The 15502-nt window shown below is 70.0% G+C and carries 19 protein-coding genes and 1 pseudogene; 12 read left to right on the top strand and 8 right to left on the bottom strand.

Annotated features, from left to right (window positions below; all coding sequences use genetic code 11):
* Positions 1–273: 273 nt before the first annotated feature.
* The 3 genes and pseudogenes from AWZ10_RS54085 to AWZ10_RS30860 form a co-directional block, all read left to right on the top strand.
* Positions 274–450 (top strand): annotated as a pseudogene (locus AWZ10_RS54085) (CorA family divalent cation transporter); the annotation flags it as partial.
* 326 nt (positions 451–776) lie between these two features.
* Positions 777–920, top strand: a complete 144-nt coding sequence (locus tag AWZ10_RS51705; RefSeq protein ID WP_159015065.1) for a hypothetical protein — start codon at positions 777–779, stop codon at positions 918–920.
* A 407-nt stretch (positions 921–1327) separates the two neighbouring features.
* Positions 1328–2569: a PP2C family protein-serine/threonine phosphatase gene (locus AWZ10_RS30860; protein ID WP_046705151.1), complete on the top strand. Its 1242-nt coding sequence runs from the start codon at positions 1328–1330 to the stop codon at positions 2567–2569.
* 379 nt (positions 2570–2948) lie between these two features.
* On the opposite strand, the gene amaP is transcribed toward AWZ10_RS30860, so the two are convergent.
* The 5 genes from amaP to AWZ10_RS30835 are packed head-to-tail and all read right to left on the bottom strand — an operon-like array spanning position 2949 to position 5396.
* Positions 2949–3542, bottom strand: a complete 594-nt coding sequence (gene amaP, locus AWZ10_RS30855) for an alkaline shock response membrane anchor protein AmaP (protein ID WP_046705168.1) — start codon at positions 3540–3542, stop codon at positions 2949–2951.
* A gap of 10 nt (positions 3543–3552) precedes the next feature.
* Positions 3553–4248 (bottom strand): DUF6286 domain-containing protein, encoded by a 696-nt coding sequence (locus AWZ10_RS30850; RefSeq protein ID WP_046705152.1) that lies wholly within the window; start codon positions 4246–4248, stop codon positions 3553–3555.
* The gene (locus AWZ10_RS30845) at positions 4245–4691 is read right to left on the bottom strand and encodes an Asp23/Gls24 family envelope stress response protein (RefSeq protein ID WP_060892605.1); all 447 of its coding nucleotides are present in this window, start codon (positions 4689–4691) and stop codon (positions 4245–4247) included. Before AWZ10_RS30845 ends, AWZ10_RS30850 begins: the two co-directional genes overlap by 4 nt.
* Positions 4688–4915 (bottom strand): hypothetical protein, encoded by a 228-nt coding sequence (locus tag AWZ10_RS30840; protein WP_046705154.1) that lies wholly within the window; start codon positions 4913–4915, stop codon positions 4688–4690. The genes AWZ10_RS30845 and AWZ10_RS30840 overlap by 4 nt, the downstream gene beginning before the upstream one ends.
* 46 nt (positions 4916–4961) lie before the next feature.
* A complete protein-coding gene (locus AWZ10_RS30835) occupies positions 4962–5396 on the bottom strand; it encodes an Asp23/Gls24 family envelope stress response protein (protein ID WP_046705155.1) in 435 nt (144 codons plus the stop codon).
* A gap of 162 nt (positions 5397–5558) precedes the next feature.
* Between AWZ10_RS30835 and AWZ10_RS30830 the strand changes: the two genes are divergently transcribed.
* From AWZ10_RS30830 to AWZ10_RS30795, 8 genes are all read left to right on the top strand, one after another.
* On the top strand, positions 5559–6362 hold the full coding sequence (locus tag AWZ10_RS30830) for a hypothetical protein (protein WP_060892604.1): 804 nt from the start codon (positions 5559–5561) through the stop codon (positions 6360–6362).
* Positions 6363–6888: 526 nt separating this feature from the next.
* Entirely contained in the window at positions 6889–7968 is a 1080-nt protein-coding gene (locus AWZ10_RS30825) for a fatty acid desaturase family protein (RefSeq protein WP_046705156.1), read from the top strand.
* Between the two features lie 333 nt (positions 7969–8301).
* Positions 8302–8649 (top strand): hypothetical protein, encoded by a 348-nt coding sequence (locus AWZ10_RS30820; RefSeq protein ID WP_046705157.1) that lies wholly within the window; start codon positions 8302–8304, stop codon positions 8647–8649.
* Between the two features lie 242 nt (positions 8650–8891).
* Positions 8892–9809: a MerR family transcriptional regulator gene (locus AWZ10_RS30815; protein WP_046705158.1), complete on the top strand. Its 918-nt coding sequence runs from the start codon at positions 8892–8894 to the stop codon at positions 9807–9809.
* A gap of 759 nt (positions 9810–10568) precedes the next feature.
* The gene (locus AWZ10_RS30810; protein WP_060892603.1) at positions 10569–10997 is read left to right on the top strand and encodes an STAS domain-containing protein; all 429 of its coding nucleotides are present in this window, start codon (positions 10569–10571) and stop codon (positions 10995–10997) included.
* A 56-nt stretch (positions 10998–11053) separates the two neighbouring features.
* Positions 11054–11665 (top strand): hypothetical protein, encoded by a 612-nt coding sequence (locus AWZ10_RS30805; RefSeq protein ID WP_046705160.1) that lies wholly within the window; start codon positions 11054–11056, stop codon positions 11663–11665.
* On the top strand, positions 11655–12434 hold the full coding sequence (locus tag AWZ10_RS30800; protein WP_046705170.1) for an ANTAR domain-containing protein: 780 nt from the start codon (positions 11655–11657) through the stop codon (positions 12432–12434). Before AWZ10_RS30805 ends, AWZ10_RS30800 begins: the two co-directional genes overlap by 11 nt.
* A gap of 79 nt (positions 12435–12513) precedes the next feature.
* A complete protein-coding gene (locus AWZ10_RS30795; protein WP_046705161.1) occupies positions 12514–13230 on the top strand; it encodes a GAF and ANTAR domain-containing protein in 717 nt (238 codons plus the stop codon).
* A gap of 299 nt (positions 13231–13529) precedes the next feature.
* Here AWZ10_RS30795 and AWZ10_RS30790 read toward each other — a convergent pair whose 3' ends face one another.
* From AWZ10_RS30790 to AWZ10_RS30780, 3 genes are all read right to left on the bottom strand, one after another.
* Positions 13530–13880 (bottom strand): ANTAR domain-containing protein, encoded by a 351-nt coding sequence (locus AWZ10_RS30790; protein ID WP_173531525.1) that lies wholly within the window; start codon positions 13878–13880, stop codon positions 13530–13532.
* A gap of 49 nt (positions 13881–13929) precedes the next feature.
* Positions 13930–14286 carry a PRC-barrel domain-containing protein gene (locus tag AWZ10_RS30785; protein WP_037692411.1) on the bottom strand — a complete coding sequence of 119 codons (357 nt, stop codon included), beginning with the start codon at positions 14284–14286 and terminating at the stop codon, positions 13930–13932.
* A 185-nt stretch (positions 14287–14471) separates the two neighbouring features.
* Positions 14472–14747 carry a hypothetical protein gene (locus tag AWZ10_RS30780; protein ID WP_060892602.1) on the bottom strand — a complete coding sequence of 92 codons (276 nt, stop codon included), beginning with the start codon at positions 14745–14747 and terminating at the stop codon, positions 14472–14474.
* 380 nt (positions 14748–15127) lie between these two features.
* On the opposite strand from AWZ10_RS30780, the gene AWZ10_RS30775 reads away from it, so the two are divergent.
* Positions 15128–15340, top strand: a complete 213-nt coding sequence (locus AWZ10_RS30775; RefSeq protein ID WP_060892601.1) for a hypothetical protein — start codon at positions 15128–15130, stop codon at positions 15338–15340.
* Positions 15341–15502 lie beyond the last annotated feature (162 nt).

The following is a 15502-nucleotide window of genomic DNA, read 5'->3' as shown; positions in this document are numbered from 1 at the left end:
GGGCCTGTTCTCCATCGACCGGCCAGAGGGGCCGCCGCGAGACTGGCCATGACGGAACATGAGCAGTGCGCCTCATGCCCCGAACACCGTTACGACGTCACACCAGCACTCTCACGGGCCGCATCCTGGGGAGAATCCGGGGGTACGGGCGGCACTGGAGGCGAATCAACCGCATGACGCGGTACGCCTCCGAAAGACGAGGAAAGCACCATCGGCGCAGGCCGGAGGCGGCTGAAACCGCATCACCACAGGTCAGCGCCACCTGGGAGACACCTCAATAGGATCTCGTCCTGGGCGGCGATCCTCTTCGCTCCGACGCTGGTCGGGACTGTTCACGGGATGAACATCGAGCACATGCCGGAGTTGCACCGGGTGGTCGGACAGCCCTTCGCGACTGTCCTGATGGCGGTCGTCCGCACCGGTCTGTACGTCATCTTCAAGCAGCCGGACTGCGCTGAACAGTCGGCATGGAGTCGGGCTGGAATCGGGCTGGGGAATCCGCCGCGGGCGCTACGCCGACGGCAGGTATCGGGTGAGGCAGGAATCCCCGCACCGCCGTCCGGGAACGGCCGTGGTGCAAGGCATGTGATCGCTGTGGCCCGAGAACCGCGAAACACCGGATGCCCGCAATGCGCGCCGGGCATAGCATGAAAACGGGTCGGCACACTCTCACGTGCGACCGGCCCGGAAGGGCGACCCCGGTGTATGGATACGCCGGGGTCGTTGGAGTACGGGCGGACGCGGCCGCCCGGGGCACGGCGTGATCCGTTCCCCCGATGTCCGAAGTGGGCACCAGATGTCCGAAGTGGCGCGACCACGACGTCGTGGACCCGAAGTGGCGCAGGATCGGTATTCCGAAAGCGGTCTGCGCGAAGGCCGCGACCGACCAGCCGGCCACGGCCACCGTCAGCCCCCTGTGATCAGGACCGGTGGCCCGGGCCCGGGCCCGCTGACCGGTCGGCCTCCCCCCGCCTCCCGTCGGCCCAAGCTCCTTGTGGTGAACGACGTTCGGGGGGCGACATGCTGCCCATGGCGCAATCGGCTCGTCGGACCGGTCGGCGATGCGAGCCTGTGCCGGTCGACGGCGTCGTCCCACGCTGATCGCGGTTGCCTGCTGGTGGATCCGAGAGGGGCAGGGTGTGCGTTGCGTCGGGGCACCGCGTCCGGATGCGTCGTCGGGGTGCCCGGAGGCGCCGTTCCGGCCGGCACCGCCCCGCGCTGGCTGCGGTGGGACGAGGCCGGGGCACCGGGCCGCCAGGCCAACACCGCGTGGACGCGGCCACCCCGCTGAGTTCCCCATGTCAGGGGCCGAAGGAAAGCAGAAGTCATGACGGACGGTGGGCGTAGGCCGGGCAGGGTCGGGGTGGACCGGTCGGAGGGGTTCGGCGAACGGCTGCTGGGCGTGCTGCTGGACCGGGCTCACGAGATGCCGCCGGAGCTGATCGCCCCGCTCGTCGCGGAAGAGGTGGCCAGGGTCGGGGGGCGGGAGGTCTCCATCCTCCTGCAGGACTACGAGCAGGTGCTGCTGGTGCCGCTGCCGGGCCGGAGGCTGAGGGTCGGCGGCCCCGAGCCGGTCGAGGGCTCGCCCGCCGGCGAGGCGTTCCTGGGCCGCAGAACGGTGGAGGTGCCGAGGGACGGCAGTGTGCGGATGTACCTGCCGCTGCTGGACGGAAGCGACCAGATCGGGGTGATGGCCGTCACCCTGGACAGCGTCGATGACGACGACCGGCGACTGCTGCGCAGACTCGCCGGTCTGGTCGCGGACATGATCGTCACCAAGGACGCCTACACCGACCAGTTCTTCCAGGCCCGCCGCAGCGCCCCGATGAGCGTGGCCGCGGAGATCCAGTGGTCGCTGCTGCCCCCACTGTCGATGACGATTCCGCAGGTCGAGGTGGCCGGAATCCTGGAGCCCGCCTACGACGTGGCCGGCGACAGCTTCGACTACGCCCTCAACGGCGACATCCTGCACATGGCCATGATCGACGCGATGGGCCACGGGCTGGACGCGGCGACCATGGCGACGGTGGCGATCGGCGCCTATCGCCACACGCGACGGGCCCACACCGACCTGTCCCAGGTGTACGCGTTCATGGACAGGGCCATCAACGAGCAGTTCGGCCCCGACCACTTCGTCACCGCACAGATGATGATTCTGAACATCACCACAGGCCGACTGCAGTGGGTCAACGCAGGGCACCCGGCCCCGCTCCTGATCCGGGACCGCGCCGTGGTGGACCGGCTGGACAGCCCGACCACGTTGCCGGTCGGCTTCGGCGGTGAGGAGCCGGTGGTCAGCGAGCGGATGCTGCGGCCCGGCGACCGGTTGCTGTGCTTCACCGACGGCCTGATCGAGGAGCACCAGGCCGGCGGGGACCCGTTCGGCGAGGAGCAGCTCATCGAGTGGACCAACCGGATCCTCCGCGACCGCGCGGAGGTACGGGCGGTGGTGCGAGCGCTCTCCCACGCCCTGAAACACGAACGCGGCGGCACCACGACCGACGACGCGACCATCTTCCTCGTCGAGTGGCGAGGGGGCGACGCCGATCACCTCACCAGCCTCGACTGAGCCGCGACGATGCACCCGCTCCCTGATTGAAGCCTGCCGCCGACCAGGGCTTTCGTAGCCGAGGCCGCGAATACCGCAGGCGACGGCCCTTGGGTCGAGCAGGCTACGTCTCGGGCTCGGGAAGCACTCCCGCGTCGTGCCGAGCCGATGGCGGAAACCAGAAGGGGCGGCGTCCGCCGACGGCGGGCCCACCGACCCCAGGGTTCTCAGGACGATGCCGACGACGGCCAAGGCCGGTGCCTTCGAACACGCTGACAGCGAAGCGGGTGCGCCAGGCGGTGTGCGGATCCTTTGATCTTCTGTGTGCCAAGGCGTCCGGGTTCCAGGAAGCCGGGACATCTCGCGGCCGGTAGCCCCTGTGGGCTTCGGTCAGGGGATCTCAGGCGGCACGTTGGGCGCGGTGGCGGGCTTCCCGGAGTCGGACCTTCGACGGGAGCCGGTCCAGGCCGGCCGAGTCTCGTGCGTGTGCGAGCGTTTCGCGGCTGAGTCGCCCCAGACTCCGTGCCGGATCGGCGTGAGGCTCCAGCAGCAGCCGTACGCGTGCGGTGGGAGCGGTACGTCGGCCCGTCAGCCGGACATGAGCCCGCGCGATCCCGTCCAGGGCTTGTGCCTCCTCCTCGATGGCGTCCTCCAGCGTGCGGCCGTTGAGCCGGGCCGCCACGCCGTCTTCGCTGTGGACGAGGACCTGGCCCAGTCGGTGTCTGCGTTGTGCGAGGAGCCACCACAGCAGCAGGGCCAGCAGCACCGCGAGCACCGCGATGACGGTCGGCCACCACCAGCCCTCTTCCCGCCACCGGGTGCGTCCCTCGGCGCCCAGCACGACATCGTCCGGCCCCACGAAGGGCCACCAGCCCGGCATGCCGAAATCCCAGTGGCGTTGCAGATCCAGCCCGCCCAGCAGTACGCCGCCGCCCAGGGCGAACAGTCCAAGGCCGAGAAGCCCCAGCAGCACCCGGTTCACCGTCTTGAGCATCAGGATCACCTCAGCCCTTCTTCGGGCGCCGGACGTGCACGGTCAGCTTGGGTTGCCGGGCGAGACCCAAGGACGTGAGGGCTTCCCCCAGTGAGGCGTCCAGGTCCGCGTGGACCTCTTCGAGATCGCGGAAATGGGCCTGTGCCCGGGCTTTGACCTTCCGACGGCCGACAGTGACCTGTGCCGACCGGACACCGGGCACCCCCACGGCCCGGTCACGCAGAACCAGGGCGGCCGCGCGGCGGTCGAGCCCGGCGCGGAGCTCCTCCGTCCCGGGAATACCGGTGGGCCGGCGCATGGGCAGCAGCCTGCGCAGCCCCGGCGTCACCGCCAGCAGGAAAAGCCACAGGCCGAGGGCCATCGCCACTGCGGCCCCGACGATCATCCAGCTGTCGTCCAGTGGCCGTGTGGCCAGTTCCTCGGCGAGCCGCCGCCTCCAACCCATCGCGGTACGGCCTGCCCGCACCGCGATCACGTCGTAGAGGAGCAGTCCCGTGGCAGCGGCCGACAGCAGGGCCACCAAGGCCGCGGGAATCCGCCGCGCCGACCAGAAACGACGCGCCGTCCGGCCTGATTCATCCCTCGCCGTCGTCGCGCCCGGGTCCGTCCCCGCCCCCGGGGTGCCGTCGGCGGACGGCGCTGCCGGTCCGGAATCGGAGGGAGGGGCGCTGTCGCCGGTCGGCTGCCGCCTCGTGTTCGCGCTCATCTCACCCTCTCCTGGTTCGTGTGCCGCGCGTGCACCGAGTGCAGCCTCTCCACCGACACCACGAGGTCGTACACCTCCATGCCGGCCCATGTCCTGAGTCGTTCGGTGACCTCCCGGCGCACTGCGGCGCACTGCGCCCCGATGTCCGACGGGTAGCCGAGCTCGACGGTGATGCGCATCCGTGCCGCGCCGAGCGCCGTCTGCCGTCCGGCGGCGGATTCGGCGTCTGGCCCTGCGGTGTTCCGCTCCGGTGCCCGCCGCACGGATGTGGTCACGTGTGGTGTCCGGCGTCCGGGTGGTACGTGGCCGGTCGACTCGGTGAACCGGCTCAGCGCCTCGCGCGCCACCCGGGAAGCGATCTTCGCGACGGCCCGGTCGGCGACGGTGATCGCGCCGCGCTCCCCGCGGGGGATGCCCGGCCGCCGATCCGCTTCACCGGTCACTGCCGCCAGTCTCCCCGAGCCCCTCGCCGGTCATCGCGGATCCGCTCCGATCGGTCCCGGCGGCGGACGAAGTCGCCCGGTTCGAGATCGCCTTCCATGAGCCGCCCGACCACGAGACCGACGACGCCCAGCCCCAGCACCAGCACGAAAGCCCAGAAGCCACCGAAATACGCGGCGAAACCCAGCGCCATTCCGGCTGTCAAGCCCACCACGGCCCTGCTCATCACGCGCTCCTTCACTCAAGCACCCAAGCGGGCTGCTCCGCCCCGGCTACTGGATCCGCTGCCGCTCCACCCCTTCGTCCTCCTCGTCGTCGGGCAGCTTCACGTCGCTGACCGTGATGTTTACTTCCACGACTTCCCGACCCGCCATCCGCTCCACCGCGGAGATCACGTTCTCCCGCACCGCACCGGCCACGTCCGTGATCGAGACGCCGTAGTCGACGACGATCTCCAGATCGATGGCCGCCTGCAGCTCTCCGACCTCGACGCCCACTCCGCGTGTGACGGATTTGCCACTGCCGGCGCCAGGCATCCGCTCCCGCATGGATCCCATCGAGCGCGCGAACCCGCTGCCCAGGGCATGGACGCCGAGCACGTCCCGTGCCGCCAACCCGGCGATCTTCTCCACCACCACATCGGCGATGGACGTCCGGCCGCGAGAACCGGGCGCGCCGCCGCCCCTTATGCCGGTGTTCTCAGTCATCGGGACACTCCTCCCTCATGAGGCTCACACAGCACTCACCGTTGAAAGTATAGTCGTTTTAGCACCTTTTGAGTGAATTGCAGATCGTGAGGCGGAGTGGTCGGCCGAGCGGTCTGCGCACCCCTGCCCCGCAGCGCACGGAAGAAGGAGGGTGAGCGGACGGTGAAGACCGAGGCGTGCACGCAGGCAGTACGGCACCAGCTCGGCCTGGGCAGACTGCTCCCGCTCGGCGGCCCCGGCGACGGGACATGGATCACCGAGCAAGCGGCCGTCCGGGCCCTCGGGCGCGCGGCCTCCGGGATTCCCGGCGTCCGACTGGGGACCCTGCGCATCGGGTCGGCACCGCCCGAGCCCGAGCCCGAGCCCGAGCCCGAGCCCGAGTCGGCCGTTCCGCCACCGCCCGTTCCTCCACCGGTCAGCGCGCTGCCGCCCGGCCCGCTCAGGATCGAAGCCGCCTTCACAGCGCCCCTCGGACAGCCGTTGTCTGAGACCGCCGACCGTTTGAGGAGCACACTGCTCCACGCGGCCACTGAACGGCTCGGCCTGGCCACCGTGTCCGCCGACCTGCGGGTAACGGATCTCCATGAGGGCCCTGATGAGACAGGCGTGAAGTCGCGGACCACGGCGAGGCCCATGAGACCGGCGCCGGAAGCGGCAGTCGCGCGAAGCTCGCCCCTGGTCACCGGAACAGGGTCCACACAGGGGCTCGCCGGGGAGCTCGCGGGCGTCGCGACGGGTGTTCCGGGCGTCGCTCGCCTCACCGCCGTGCTGGGAAGCCGCCCGGTCAGGACGGAGGACCATGACGATCCGCCCGGCCGGCACGTCGAGATCCAATTCGCGGTCGCCGCCGGACACCATCCATGGGTAGTCGCCCGCGCCGTCCGGGAAGCCGTAGGAGCCGCAGCCACCACCGGCACCGCGGGCCCGGTCACCGTCGCCGTCCTCATCACGGACACCGCGGCCTAGCCGGCCGGGCCGCAACGGCCGCCGTTGCGAGGCTGCGCTGCCCTCGGCCACGAACGGCCCGAATGGCCTCACCTCCGGTCCGCCGGCCGGGGACGACCCGTACAGACCCGTACAGGCCCGTACAGACTCGTACGAACCCATGCGGACTCATGCGGACTCATGTGGACCCAGCCGGACTCATGCGGACCCGGCCGGACTCGTACGGACCCGGCCGGTCACCGTGCTGAGCGCTCCTCGGCGATCAGCCGGACGCGCATCACCCGGCCGGTGTCGTTCTGCCATGAAGGCGCGCGGATCGCTCCGGAAGCCCTCCCCTGTCACGGTGTGAGACCTGCCCGGCAGGGAACTCGCAGCCCGACAGGAGGTCTGCGCGGCCTCTGGTCGACGAAACAGACGTCGTCCTCGCTCAGCGGTCGCGCGATGCGCTTCCCGCAGTGGAGGCAGCGCATACCCAGCTGCGGCCCGGTCTCAGCGGCCCCCAAGGCGGCGCCGGGCCACTGCCTCCTTCGGAGAGAGTTGCATCGTCATGAGCAGAAATACGACGGTCCGTCCCCCGCCCTCGCAGACGTCCGGCAGTGACTTCGCCCGATTGTCGAGAAAGATCGCTGATGCCGGCCTGTTGGGTCGCCGTCCCGGCTATTACGCACTGCGGATCACAGGAGTGGCCGGGCTCTACGTCAGTGGGTGGGCCGCCGTCGCACTCGTCGGCGACAGTTGGTGGACCCTGGCGGCCGCCGCCTTCCTGGCCGTGGTCTTCGGCCAGGTCGCCCTGCTCGCCCATGACGCGGCCCACCGTCAGGTGTTCCGGCGACGCCGGGCCAGCGAGGTGTCCGGACGGATCGCCGGTGCCGGTATCGGGATGGGCTACGCGTGGTGGCACGACAAGCACACCCGCCACCACGCCAACCCCAACCATGAGGAACTCGACCCCGACCTCGATCCCGACCTGCTGGTCTGGTCCCAGGAGCAGGCCCGGGCCGCCAAGGGGCTCCCCCGCCTGATCGGCCGCTGGCAGGCGTTCCTGTTCTTTCCGCTTCTCACACTGGAGGGCTTCAACCTGCACGTGTCGAGCGTGAAGGCGCTGGCCAACCCCTCGCTCAAGCACCGACGGCTCGACGGCACCCTGCTGTTCGCACACTTCGCGCTCTACCTGACCGTCCTGCTCTGGCTGCTGCCGCCCGGCCTGGCGATCGCCTTCCTCGCCGTCCACCAGTGCCTGTTCGGCGTCTACCTCGGCTCCCTCTTCGCACCCAACCACAAGGGCATGCCGATCGTGACGGGCGAGGACCGCCCGGACTTCCTCCGCCGCCAGGTGCTCACCTCACGCAACGTGCGCGGCGGCAGGCTGACCGACATCGCACTGGGCGGGCTGAACCATCAGATCGAGCACCACCTGTTCCCCAGCATGCCCAGCCCCAACCTGCGCAAGGCCCGGACCATCGTGCGGCGCTACTGCCAGGAACTGGGTCTGGAGTACGTCGAGACCGGGCTGCTCACCTCCTACCGGCTGGCCCTCGCCAGTCTTCATCGGGCCGGAGCGCCACTCCGACACTCCCGCGTCCGGGCCCAGGGACGTGCGGCGCCCCTCGGTGGCAGTGATGTGTAGCGGACGGCGCCCACGGCACTCACCCGCCTGGTCGAGAGCCGTAGGGGGCTGCGCCCCCGGCTCGACCCCGCCACAGCTGGGGCACCGTGAAGGGCACACCCCTACGATCACCGGCCGTGGACAGGCTCGAACACACCGCGAAACCAAGGGGGCAACGGGCCGGACCAGGAACAGAGCGGGGACGCTGAAGGGGCGGATCACCGAAGACCTCGACCGGGTCGCCCGCCACAGGCGACCGCGCTGCCGGGACAGGACCGGCCGGGGCTCCCGGAGCCCTGGACAGGCCGCCGACAACACCAAGGACGCCTTCGGACGAGACGGAAGCGGCACCTCATGATGTACGACCAGACTCGCGCCCAGCAGCCCGCGGACAAGACCCGGGGCCCCTCCGAACGCCGTGCCTCGGGCACGGAGCCTCTGCTCCCGTCGGCCGAGAAGGACAAGATCCTCTTGCGCCTCCGACACGTCCTCAACACCTTCGCCGACACTCCGCGCGAGGCGCTGGAAGAAGCCGAGAGCGCCTACGACGAGGCCACCGACCAGCTCATGAGCGCCCTCGCGGAACGGCGGCGTGCCCTGCGCGCCGGGTGGCAGGACCGAGACCCCGAGACACAGCCCGACGACCTCCGGCAGGCGCTGAGGCAGTACCGGGAGGTCACCCAACGGCTGCTCAACCTCTAGGCCCCCTCTTGCGGTTCGGTTCGAGGCGACGGTTCAGGTCGCGGCGACTCATCAGTGGCTGTGAACCCTCAGCCTGCCGTCGTGCGGATACCACAGCAGGAAAGGACGGCCCTGCGGTCGTTACGGAGGAAGGGCGCATTCCTTGGCATTGGGCGGAGCGGTGTGTATGGGGTTGCACCTTCCGTAGCGGCATGTGGTCCGGTGGACTTACGTCCCGATGCCTTGAGGAAAGGTCCCCGCTCATGCATTCGTCTTTCATGCCACCCCGCCAGGTCAAGATCGGTGACGCGGCGGCCTTCGCCGGCAGCACGCCACGGGCGATACGCCATTACCACGAGATCGGGCTGCTCCCCGAGCCTGAGCGGGGCGGCGATGACCGCCGCCGCTACGGGTACGAGGACATGATCCGCCTGCTGTGGATTCGCAGGATGGCCGATGCCGGGATCGCCCTGGACGACATCCGTGACGCCTTTACCACCGGCACGGCTTCCGCCGGTGCGGACAGCGGAGAAGGTGTCGCGGGCATCCTGGAGCGGTTGGAGGAAACCCTCGCCGAGCAGGAGGCGGAATTGCGGCGGCAACGGACCGCCGTGCAGCGGATGCGCACCGAAGGCAGCCGGATGGGCCTGCTCTCCGACTTCGTCACCGAACGCCTCAGGAGCCTGCCCGAGGGCTCCCTGCGGCAGGCGGACCTGGACAGTCTGCTGGTCACTGAGCGGATCTTCGGCCCGCTCGGCGCGGCCGTCCAGGCCACCCGCTTCGTCGTCCTGGCCACGCATCCCACTCTGCGGGAGGATTCCGACCGCATCGATGACGCCGAGGAGGCACTCGATGACAGTGTCGCCGTCGATGATCCACGGGTGGCTCAAGTGGCCGTCGAGCGGCACACCTTCGAAAGCGCCCTACAGGCCGTCATCGAGGAGTCCGGCCTGGGTAAGGACGACGATGACCTCTTCGACGCCTGGGACACTTTGCACCCTGCCACCGCCGATGACGGCGAGGGCGAGGGCGAGGCCGACCTCAGCTCTGGCAGGCGTGAGGCTCAGTCCATGAGCGTGTTCGAAGCCACCGGCAAGATGCCCTACGACTTCTCCCCAGCCCGCCTGCGCTGTATGGAACTGGCCGAAGAACTCTCCGCCCAGGACTCACCCGCTACCTAAAACACGGCCTGGGCAGGGCCTAGGCAGCCGTAGGTCCGCGTCGCGGTGGAGCGCGGAGGAGTGGGAGGAAATCGAAGAAGCGCGGACACGACCGAGGGCCCTGGCAAGGGCACTGACAAGGGCACTTCGCACACCGGCTTCCGCCGGTCGTCCTCGGCGAGAGGACGAAACCCGGGTCGCCGCAAAGTCGGCCCGGAGACGCGTCCGCATCATGCCGACGACCTTGCTCCCCACTCTGCCGCACCACGCGCCCGGCGCAGCACCGGTCGCGCGTCTCGCGTCGAAGACCGACGGCAGGTTCCGCGGACTCCTGGACAGTGCATGGTGACTGACCCCGATCCCGAGATCAGCTGGTCGAACTGCCCGCACTGACGCACGTGTTGGCCCTCGTGGGGCCGCATCACCCGCGTCGCCGTCAACCGAACCTCTGCGGCGACGTCGATACAGTCCGCATCCTGGGATCGGGCTGCTTCCGACCGTCCGTCAAGCGACGCGAGGGCTACGCTGGTGTGGAGACGCCCCAGACCCCGGCGGCCTGCTGTTGCTGAACACAGATGGCTGCGGGGTGCGGACTTCGTCCGTCACCCGCGGCATCCCTGGAGGGAACCGGGTGGGTCCATTGCCCTGCTACGCAGGCTGCCGGGCCGGCCGCTGCTCTGCCTCCGCCGAAAATCGCCCCTGCCGGGAGCGCGCGCCCAGGGAGCCGGGACTGCGGCACCCGCGCGTCCGCTGCCGGATGGCCCTGCGAACCGAGGCGTCATGCCCCAGCCACAACTCTCCGTCTACCGCCACGACCGAAGGGCACGGGCGCTGATCACCCTGGCCGGTGAGATCGACCTCGCCTCCGCGCCGTTGGTGCGCGTGTCCCTGGCTCGGTGCCTGCGAGACGGTGTCCGCACCATCGACGTCGACCTCACCCCCGTCACCTTCTGCGACTGCAGCGGACTCAACGCACTCCTCCACGCCGCGCGGCAGACCACCCTGGCCGGCGGGATACTGCGACTGCATCACCCGCCGACCGGCCTGGCTCGGATCGTCGACCTCTCCGACTGCGGGTCCGTACTCCTCGGCCTTCCGCTCGGCCACCTGCCCTCGCCTCGCGGATGCGACACCGCGGCCGTGCCCCGACCGGCCCCGCCGCACCGCTCTGTCCCGCTTGCGCCTGTTCTCGCGGGCGATGCGCGATGACGGCCGGACCCGGGCGGGGGCAGTCACGGCAACCGAGGGACGGCGAGCCCTGCGCCATGGCTCCGACGCGGCTGCGCCGGCTGAACCGTTGGCTGGTGGAGAGCCTGCGTGAGGACCTGGTGGACCTGTACGGGGAGTCCCGCGCGACGGCGACGGGTGATCCGTACCGCTGTCCCAGCCGTCAGAACTTCTCGGACCGTCTCACCACGGACATGCGCCGACCGGGATTCGCCATGGTGGTCGCCGAGACGGACGGCCTGACGGGGTGCGCCTTCGGATTCCCGGTGGGCGGCGACGGCTCCTGGTGGCTCGGCTTCGAGGGAACACTGCCGCGCGGTGTCGGGCAACTCACCGTGTCCGGCGGCGTCTTCGCGTTCGCCGGCATCATGATCCGGCCACACCCGCAGGACCGGAGGATCGCCCGGCATGTGCAGGAACGGCTACTGACCGACCGTCAGGCATCGCTCGGCGCCACCCTGGTGGACCAGGCCGACCGCCCGACTCTCGCCGCGCTCCGCTCCTGGGGATGGCTGGACATCGGAGAGCTTCGCAGGCCACTGGGTGCCACCACGTTCCGCGCGCTGGTCTATCCCCTCGGGGAACGCGCCACGGCGCGGCTGGAGGGGCTTGTCACGATGCCCGGCGGCGGTGACCCCGGTGGGACCTGACAGGCGATCGGACCGCATACGGCTGCTGGTGGCCGAGCAGGCGGCCCGACGAGGTGCCCGGGTCGGTGTCGTGGATGTGTGTACCGCGGCCGTGGCCGCGCTGCCGGTCGGCGGGGCCGGGCTGTCGGCGATGTCACGGACCGCGGCAAGTCATCCTCTGTGCAGCACCGACGACATCAGCGAGCAACTGGAGGAGCTCCAGCTCACGTTGGGCGAGGGGCCCTGCGTGGACGCCTTTGCCAGCGGCTCGGCCGTCCTGACACCCGATCTGCTCACCGCTGAACTTCGGGATCACTGGGCCGTGTTCACCGATGCGGCCCTGAAAGCAGGGGCCCGCGCGGTGTTCTCCCTCCCCTTGCAGAAGGGCGCGATCAGCCCGGGAGTCCTGGACCTGTACGCCGGCATTCCGACCGTGCTGGACGCGGAGGAACTGGCCGACGCGCTGGCGTTCGCCGATCTCGCGACGCTGCTCCTGCTCGACACGAGGATCGACGAAGCGGGCGCACCCACCGACGGACCGATGCCGGACTACGGCTTCGCGGACCTGGGCGCGTACCGGGCGGAGATCGACCAGGCCAGCGGGATGCTCACGGTCCAGCTCGGAGTCGGTATCGAGGAGGCCTTCGTCCGGCTTCGCGCCTACGCCTATACGCGGGGACACCGACTCGCCGACGTGGCCGCGGATGTGGTGGCCCGTCGGCTTCGCTTCTCACCGGACACGGAGCCGGACACGGAGCCGGAGCAGTCCGATTCCGATGAGGAAATCTGACGCGTCGGTGCCGACCCAGGAACGTGCCGTCCTTCCCGTCCCTTCAGGCCGGGAACAGTCTCAATCGAGGGTGCCCACCATGGATCAACAACTTCTGGCCAAGACCTTCGTCGAGCTGGCCGACAGCCTCGTCGCCGACTTCGACCTCATCGACTTCCTGTGCCTGCTGACCGACCGCTGCGTCGGCATTCTCGACGCGAGCGCCGCCGGGGTGCTGCTCGCCGACCAGGACGGCAAACTCCGCCTCATGGCCGCCTCCGACGAACAGGTGCGCCTGCTGGAGCTCTTCCAGCTGCAGAACGACGAAGGCCCCTGCCTGGAGTGCTTCCGCACCAACACACCGGTGATCATCCACGACCTGACCCGGGAGATCGACCGCTGGCCGCGCTTCGCCACGGCGGCCCACCGCAGCGGCTTCGGGGCGGTCCAGGCCCTGCCCATGCGCCTGCGGGCGGAGACCGTGGGCGCCCTGAACCTCTTCCGCGCCGCCCCCGGTCCCTTCGACCCGGCCGCCACACTGGTCGCCCAGGCACTGGCGGACGTCGCCACCATCAGCCTGCTGCAACAACGCACCGCTCAGCGCAGCACGGTGCTCAACGAGCAGCTGCAGACGGCGCTGAACAGCCGAGTGCTGATCGAACAGGCCAAGGGAAAACTCGCCGAACGGCAGGGCATCGACATGGAGCAGTCGTTCCGCGCGCTGCGCGGCTACGCCCGCGCCCACAACCGGCGCCTGGCCGACGTGGCCCGCGCCCTCATCGACAACTCCGAACCCCTCGCCGGCCTGGGGGCCTGACCCGCACCATGCGGAGGCCGCATCGGTGGCGTCGCTCACAACGGACGGCACCGGTTTCTTCGAGAGCGAGGAACTGCTGCGCTCCCCGGCCTGCCTGCCGCCAAGCAGGGGGCGGCCGACTTCCGACGAAGCGTCGACAGCGAAACAGTGATCAGTCAGAACGGAGAAGGAACGCACGAGATGGTGGGGGGTCCACGACGCGGGCTACGCGACAGACACGTCCGACGGCCGTCCTGGATGAGGGCACCGGAGAGTTGAGCCGGACAGCTCCCGGTGCCGTCCGCCGGGCACGTACGCCGTCATCTCCGGTCCGCCTCATGGAGGCGTCGCAGTTCTCGGCGCAGCTCCCGCCGTATCGGTTCCGGAAGCGTCCGGCCCCTCGTCGTGGCGACCAGAGCGGCGGCCACGTCCCGGAGCTTGGTGTTGCTGTGCTGCGACACGCCCACCAACAGGTCCCAGGCTCGCTCGCTGGAACACGGCGCCAGGACCATGAGCATGCCGCGCGCCTGGTCGATCACCTCCCGGCTCTCGATCGCGCGCCCCAACTGCTGGTTCCTGGCGCGCAGTTCGACGACCTCGGCCAGCAGAGCCTCGTTCCCCGCTGACGGCACAATCCTCGACAACCGATGTTCCACACCGGGCGGGGTCATCTGGGGCACGGTCCGTACTTCACAGAGGAGTCATCCCGTCCATAGGTGGTCAGCGGCGCGCCAGCTGCCGTTCTCCGGCCGCCCCGGGCTGGTAGGCCAGTCCGTAGTGGTGGAAGATCGCTTCCTCCTGCTCGGCCGGCAGTACGTCGTCGGTACCGATCGAAGGGGCCTGCTTCACCAGCGTTCTGACATAGCCGACCCTGAGATAGTCCGGCCCGACGATCGCGTTCTCGATGGGGACGAAGAGCAGACGGTGCCGGGTGGGCAGTCCGGTCCGTACCGTGGCCATGGCCGGCTCGTCGGTGGTGGTGTCCACATAGACCGCCTCAAGGACCCCGATCTTGCGCGACTCGGCGTCAACGACATCGCGGTTGCGCCATTCTCGGACGTCGGCTGCGTGAATCATGGTCTCTCCCTACCTGGACGACGTGCGTGGGGGTCGTGATCCGCGCCCCTGGTTTCGCACGGGAGCTCGCCGCAGCGCACGACGCGGCTTTCCGCTGCGTCCGCACCCGGCATCCGGTGCCACAGGCGCGTTCCCCCGCATGGCCTCGGACCGCGGATCCCGCCGCTTCTCCGGCCACTTGACCGTCACCCGCGCTCGCGGTCTCGGCGGTCCTCGCGCCGCCGGCGCGCCCGGTACTGACGGCTGTAGCGGCGATCCCAGCGGTCCTGACGATCCCGGCGGTTCTCGTAGTCCCGATAGTCACCGAGATCGGAGCCGTCGCCGCGGATCCAGCCTCCCCCGCGATCGCGGCCGTGGCGGGTGGCGACGAAGACCAGCACCGCCGCTGCCACCCACCAGAGGGGGTCGAGGAAGCCGAGGCCGAACAGGGCCGCGCTGAGGAAGAGGAGCGGAACGAACATGGTGGGCCTCCCCGGGGAACGGAACACAGCATCGATACCGGGGACTGGGGCCTCACCCCACAGCGTAGTCCTGCCCAAGGGTTGCGGATACCGTGCGGCGTCCACGCGTCCTGCCTTGTGTGAATGGCTGCTTGACACCTGTCGGGGAACTGCCGCGAGGGCTAGCGTGCGACATGCCGCCCCTGCCCCCGGCAGCGTCGCACCACCCACGCGCTCCCCAGGGGGCGCACCCTGCGCATCGGTGCCGGAACCCGCGTCGCCACGAGCGAGCCGTTCCCGCACGTGTCTGTCGTCACATGATCCTGACGCTCTCCCGATGTGCTCCAAGCGGGCACCGATCTGCTGCCCGTCGCGTCGCACGTTTCCCGCAGGCGGCACACATGTACGCGCTGATCCTTTCCACTTCGACCCCCTTCGTGCTGCTTGCCGCCGTGATGGCCCTGTCCTGGTGGGAGGACCGCATCCTGCCGACGCCACCGGCCGAGCCGGCCGAAGCCCCCACCGGCGCTCCGCTCACCCCGGCGGCCCCTGCCCAGTTGCCAGAACTCGTCCGTGTCGACACCGCGTTGACACGGGACGTCGCCGGGCGTTGACCGACAGGTACGACGTAGGGCCGTCCTCGTCTGCGGCCGTTCCATCGGTCCTGAACAGGGGCCAGGGCCTGTCCGATCGGCGGGAGGAACACCGGACAGGCCCTGGCGGATAGGGGCGCGACGGGGCGCGGGGAGGTGGGCCGGAGTGATGCCCGTTGTCGT

It is taken from the genome of Streptomyces europaeiscabiei (genome assembly GCF_001550375.1).
Classification (GTDB): domain Bacteria; phylum Actinomycetota; class Actinomycetes; order Streptomycetales; family Streptomycetaceae; genus Streptomyces; species Streptomyces europaeiscabiei.
The sequence above is the reverse complement of the archived record's forward strand: the minus strand, read 5'-3'. Positions and strand labels throughout refer to the sequence as shown.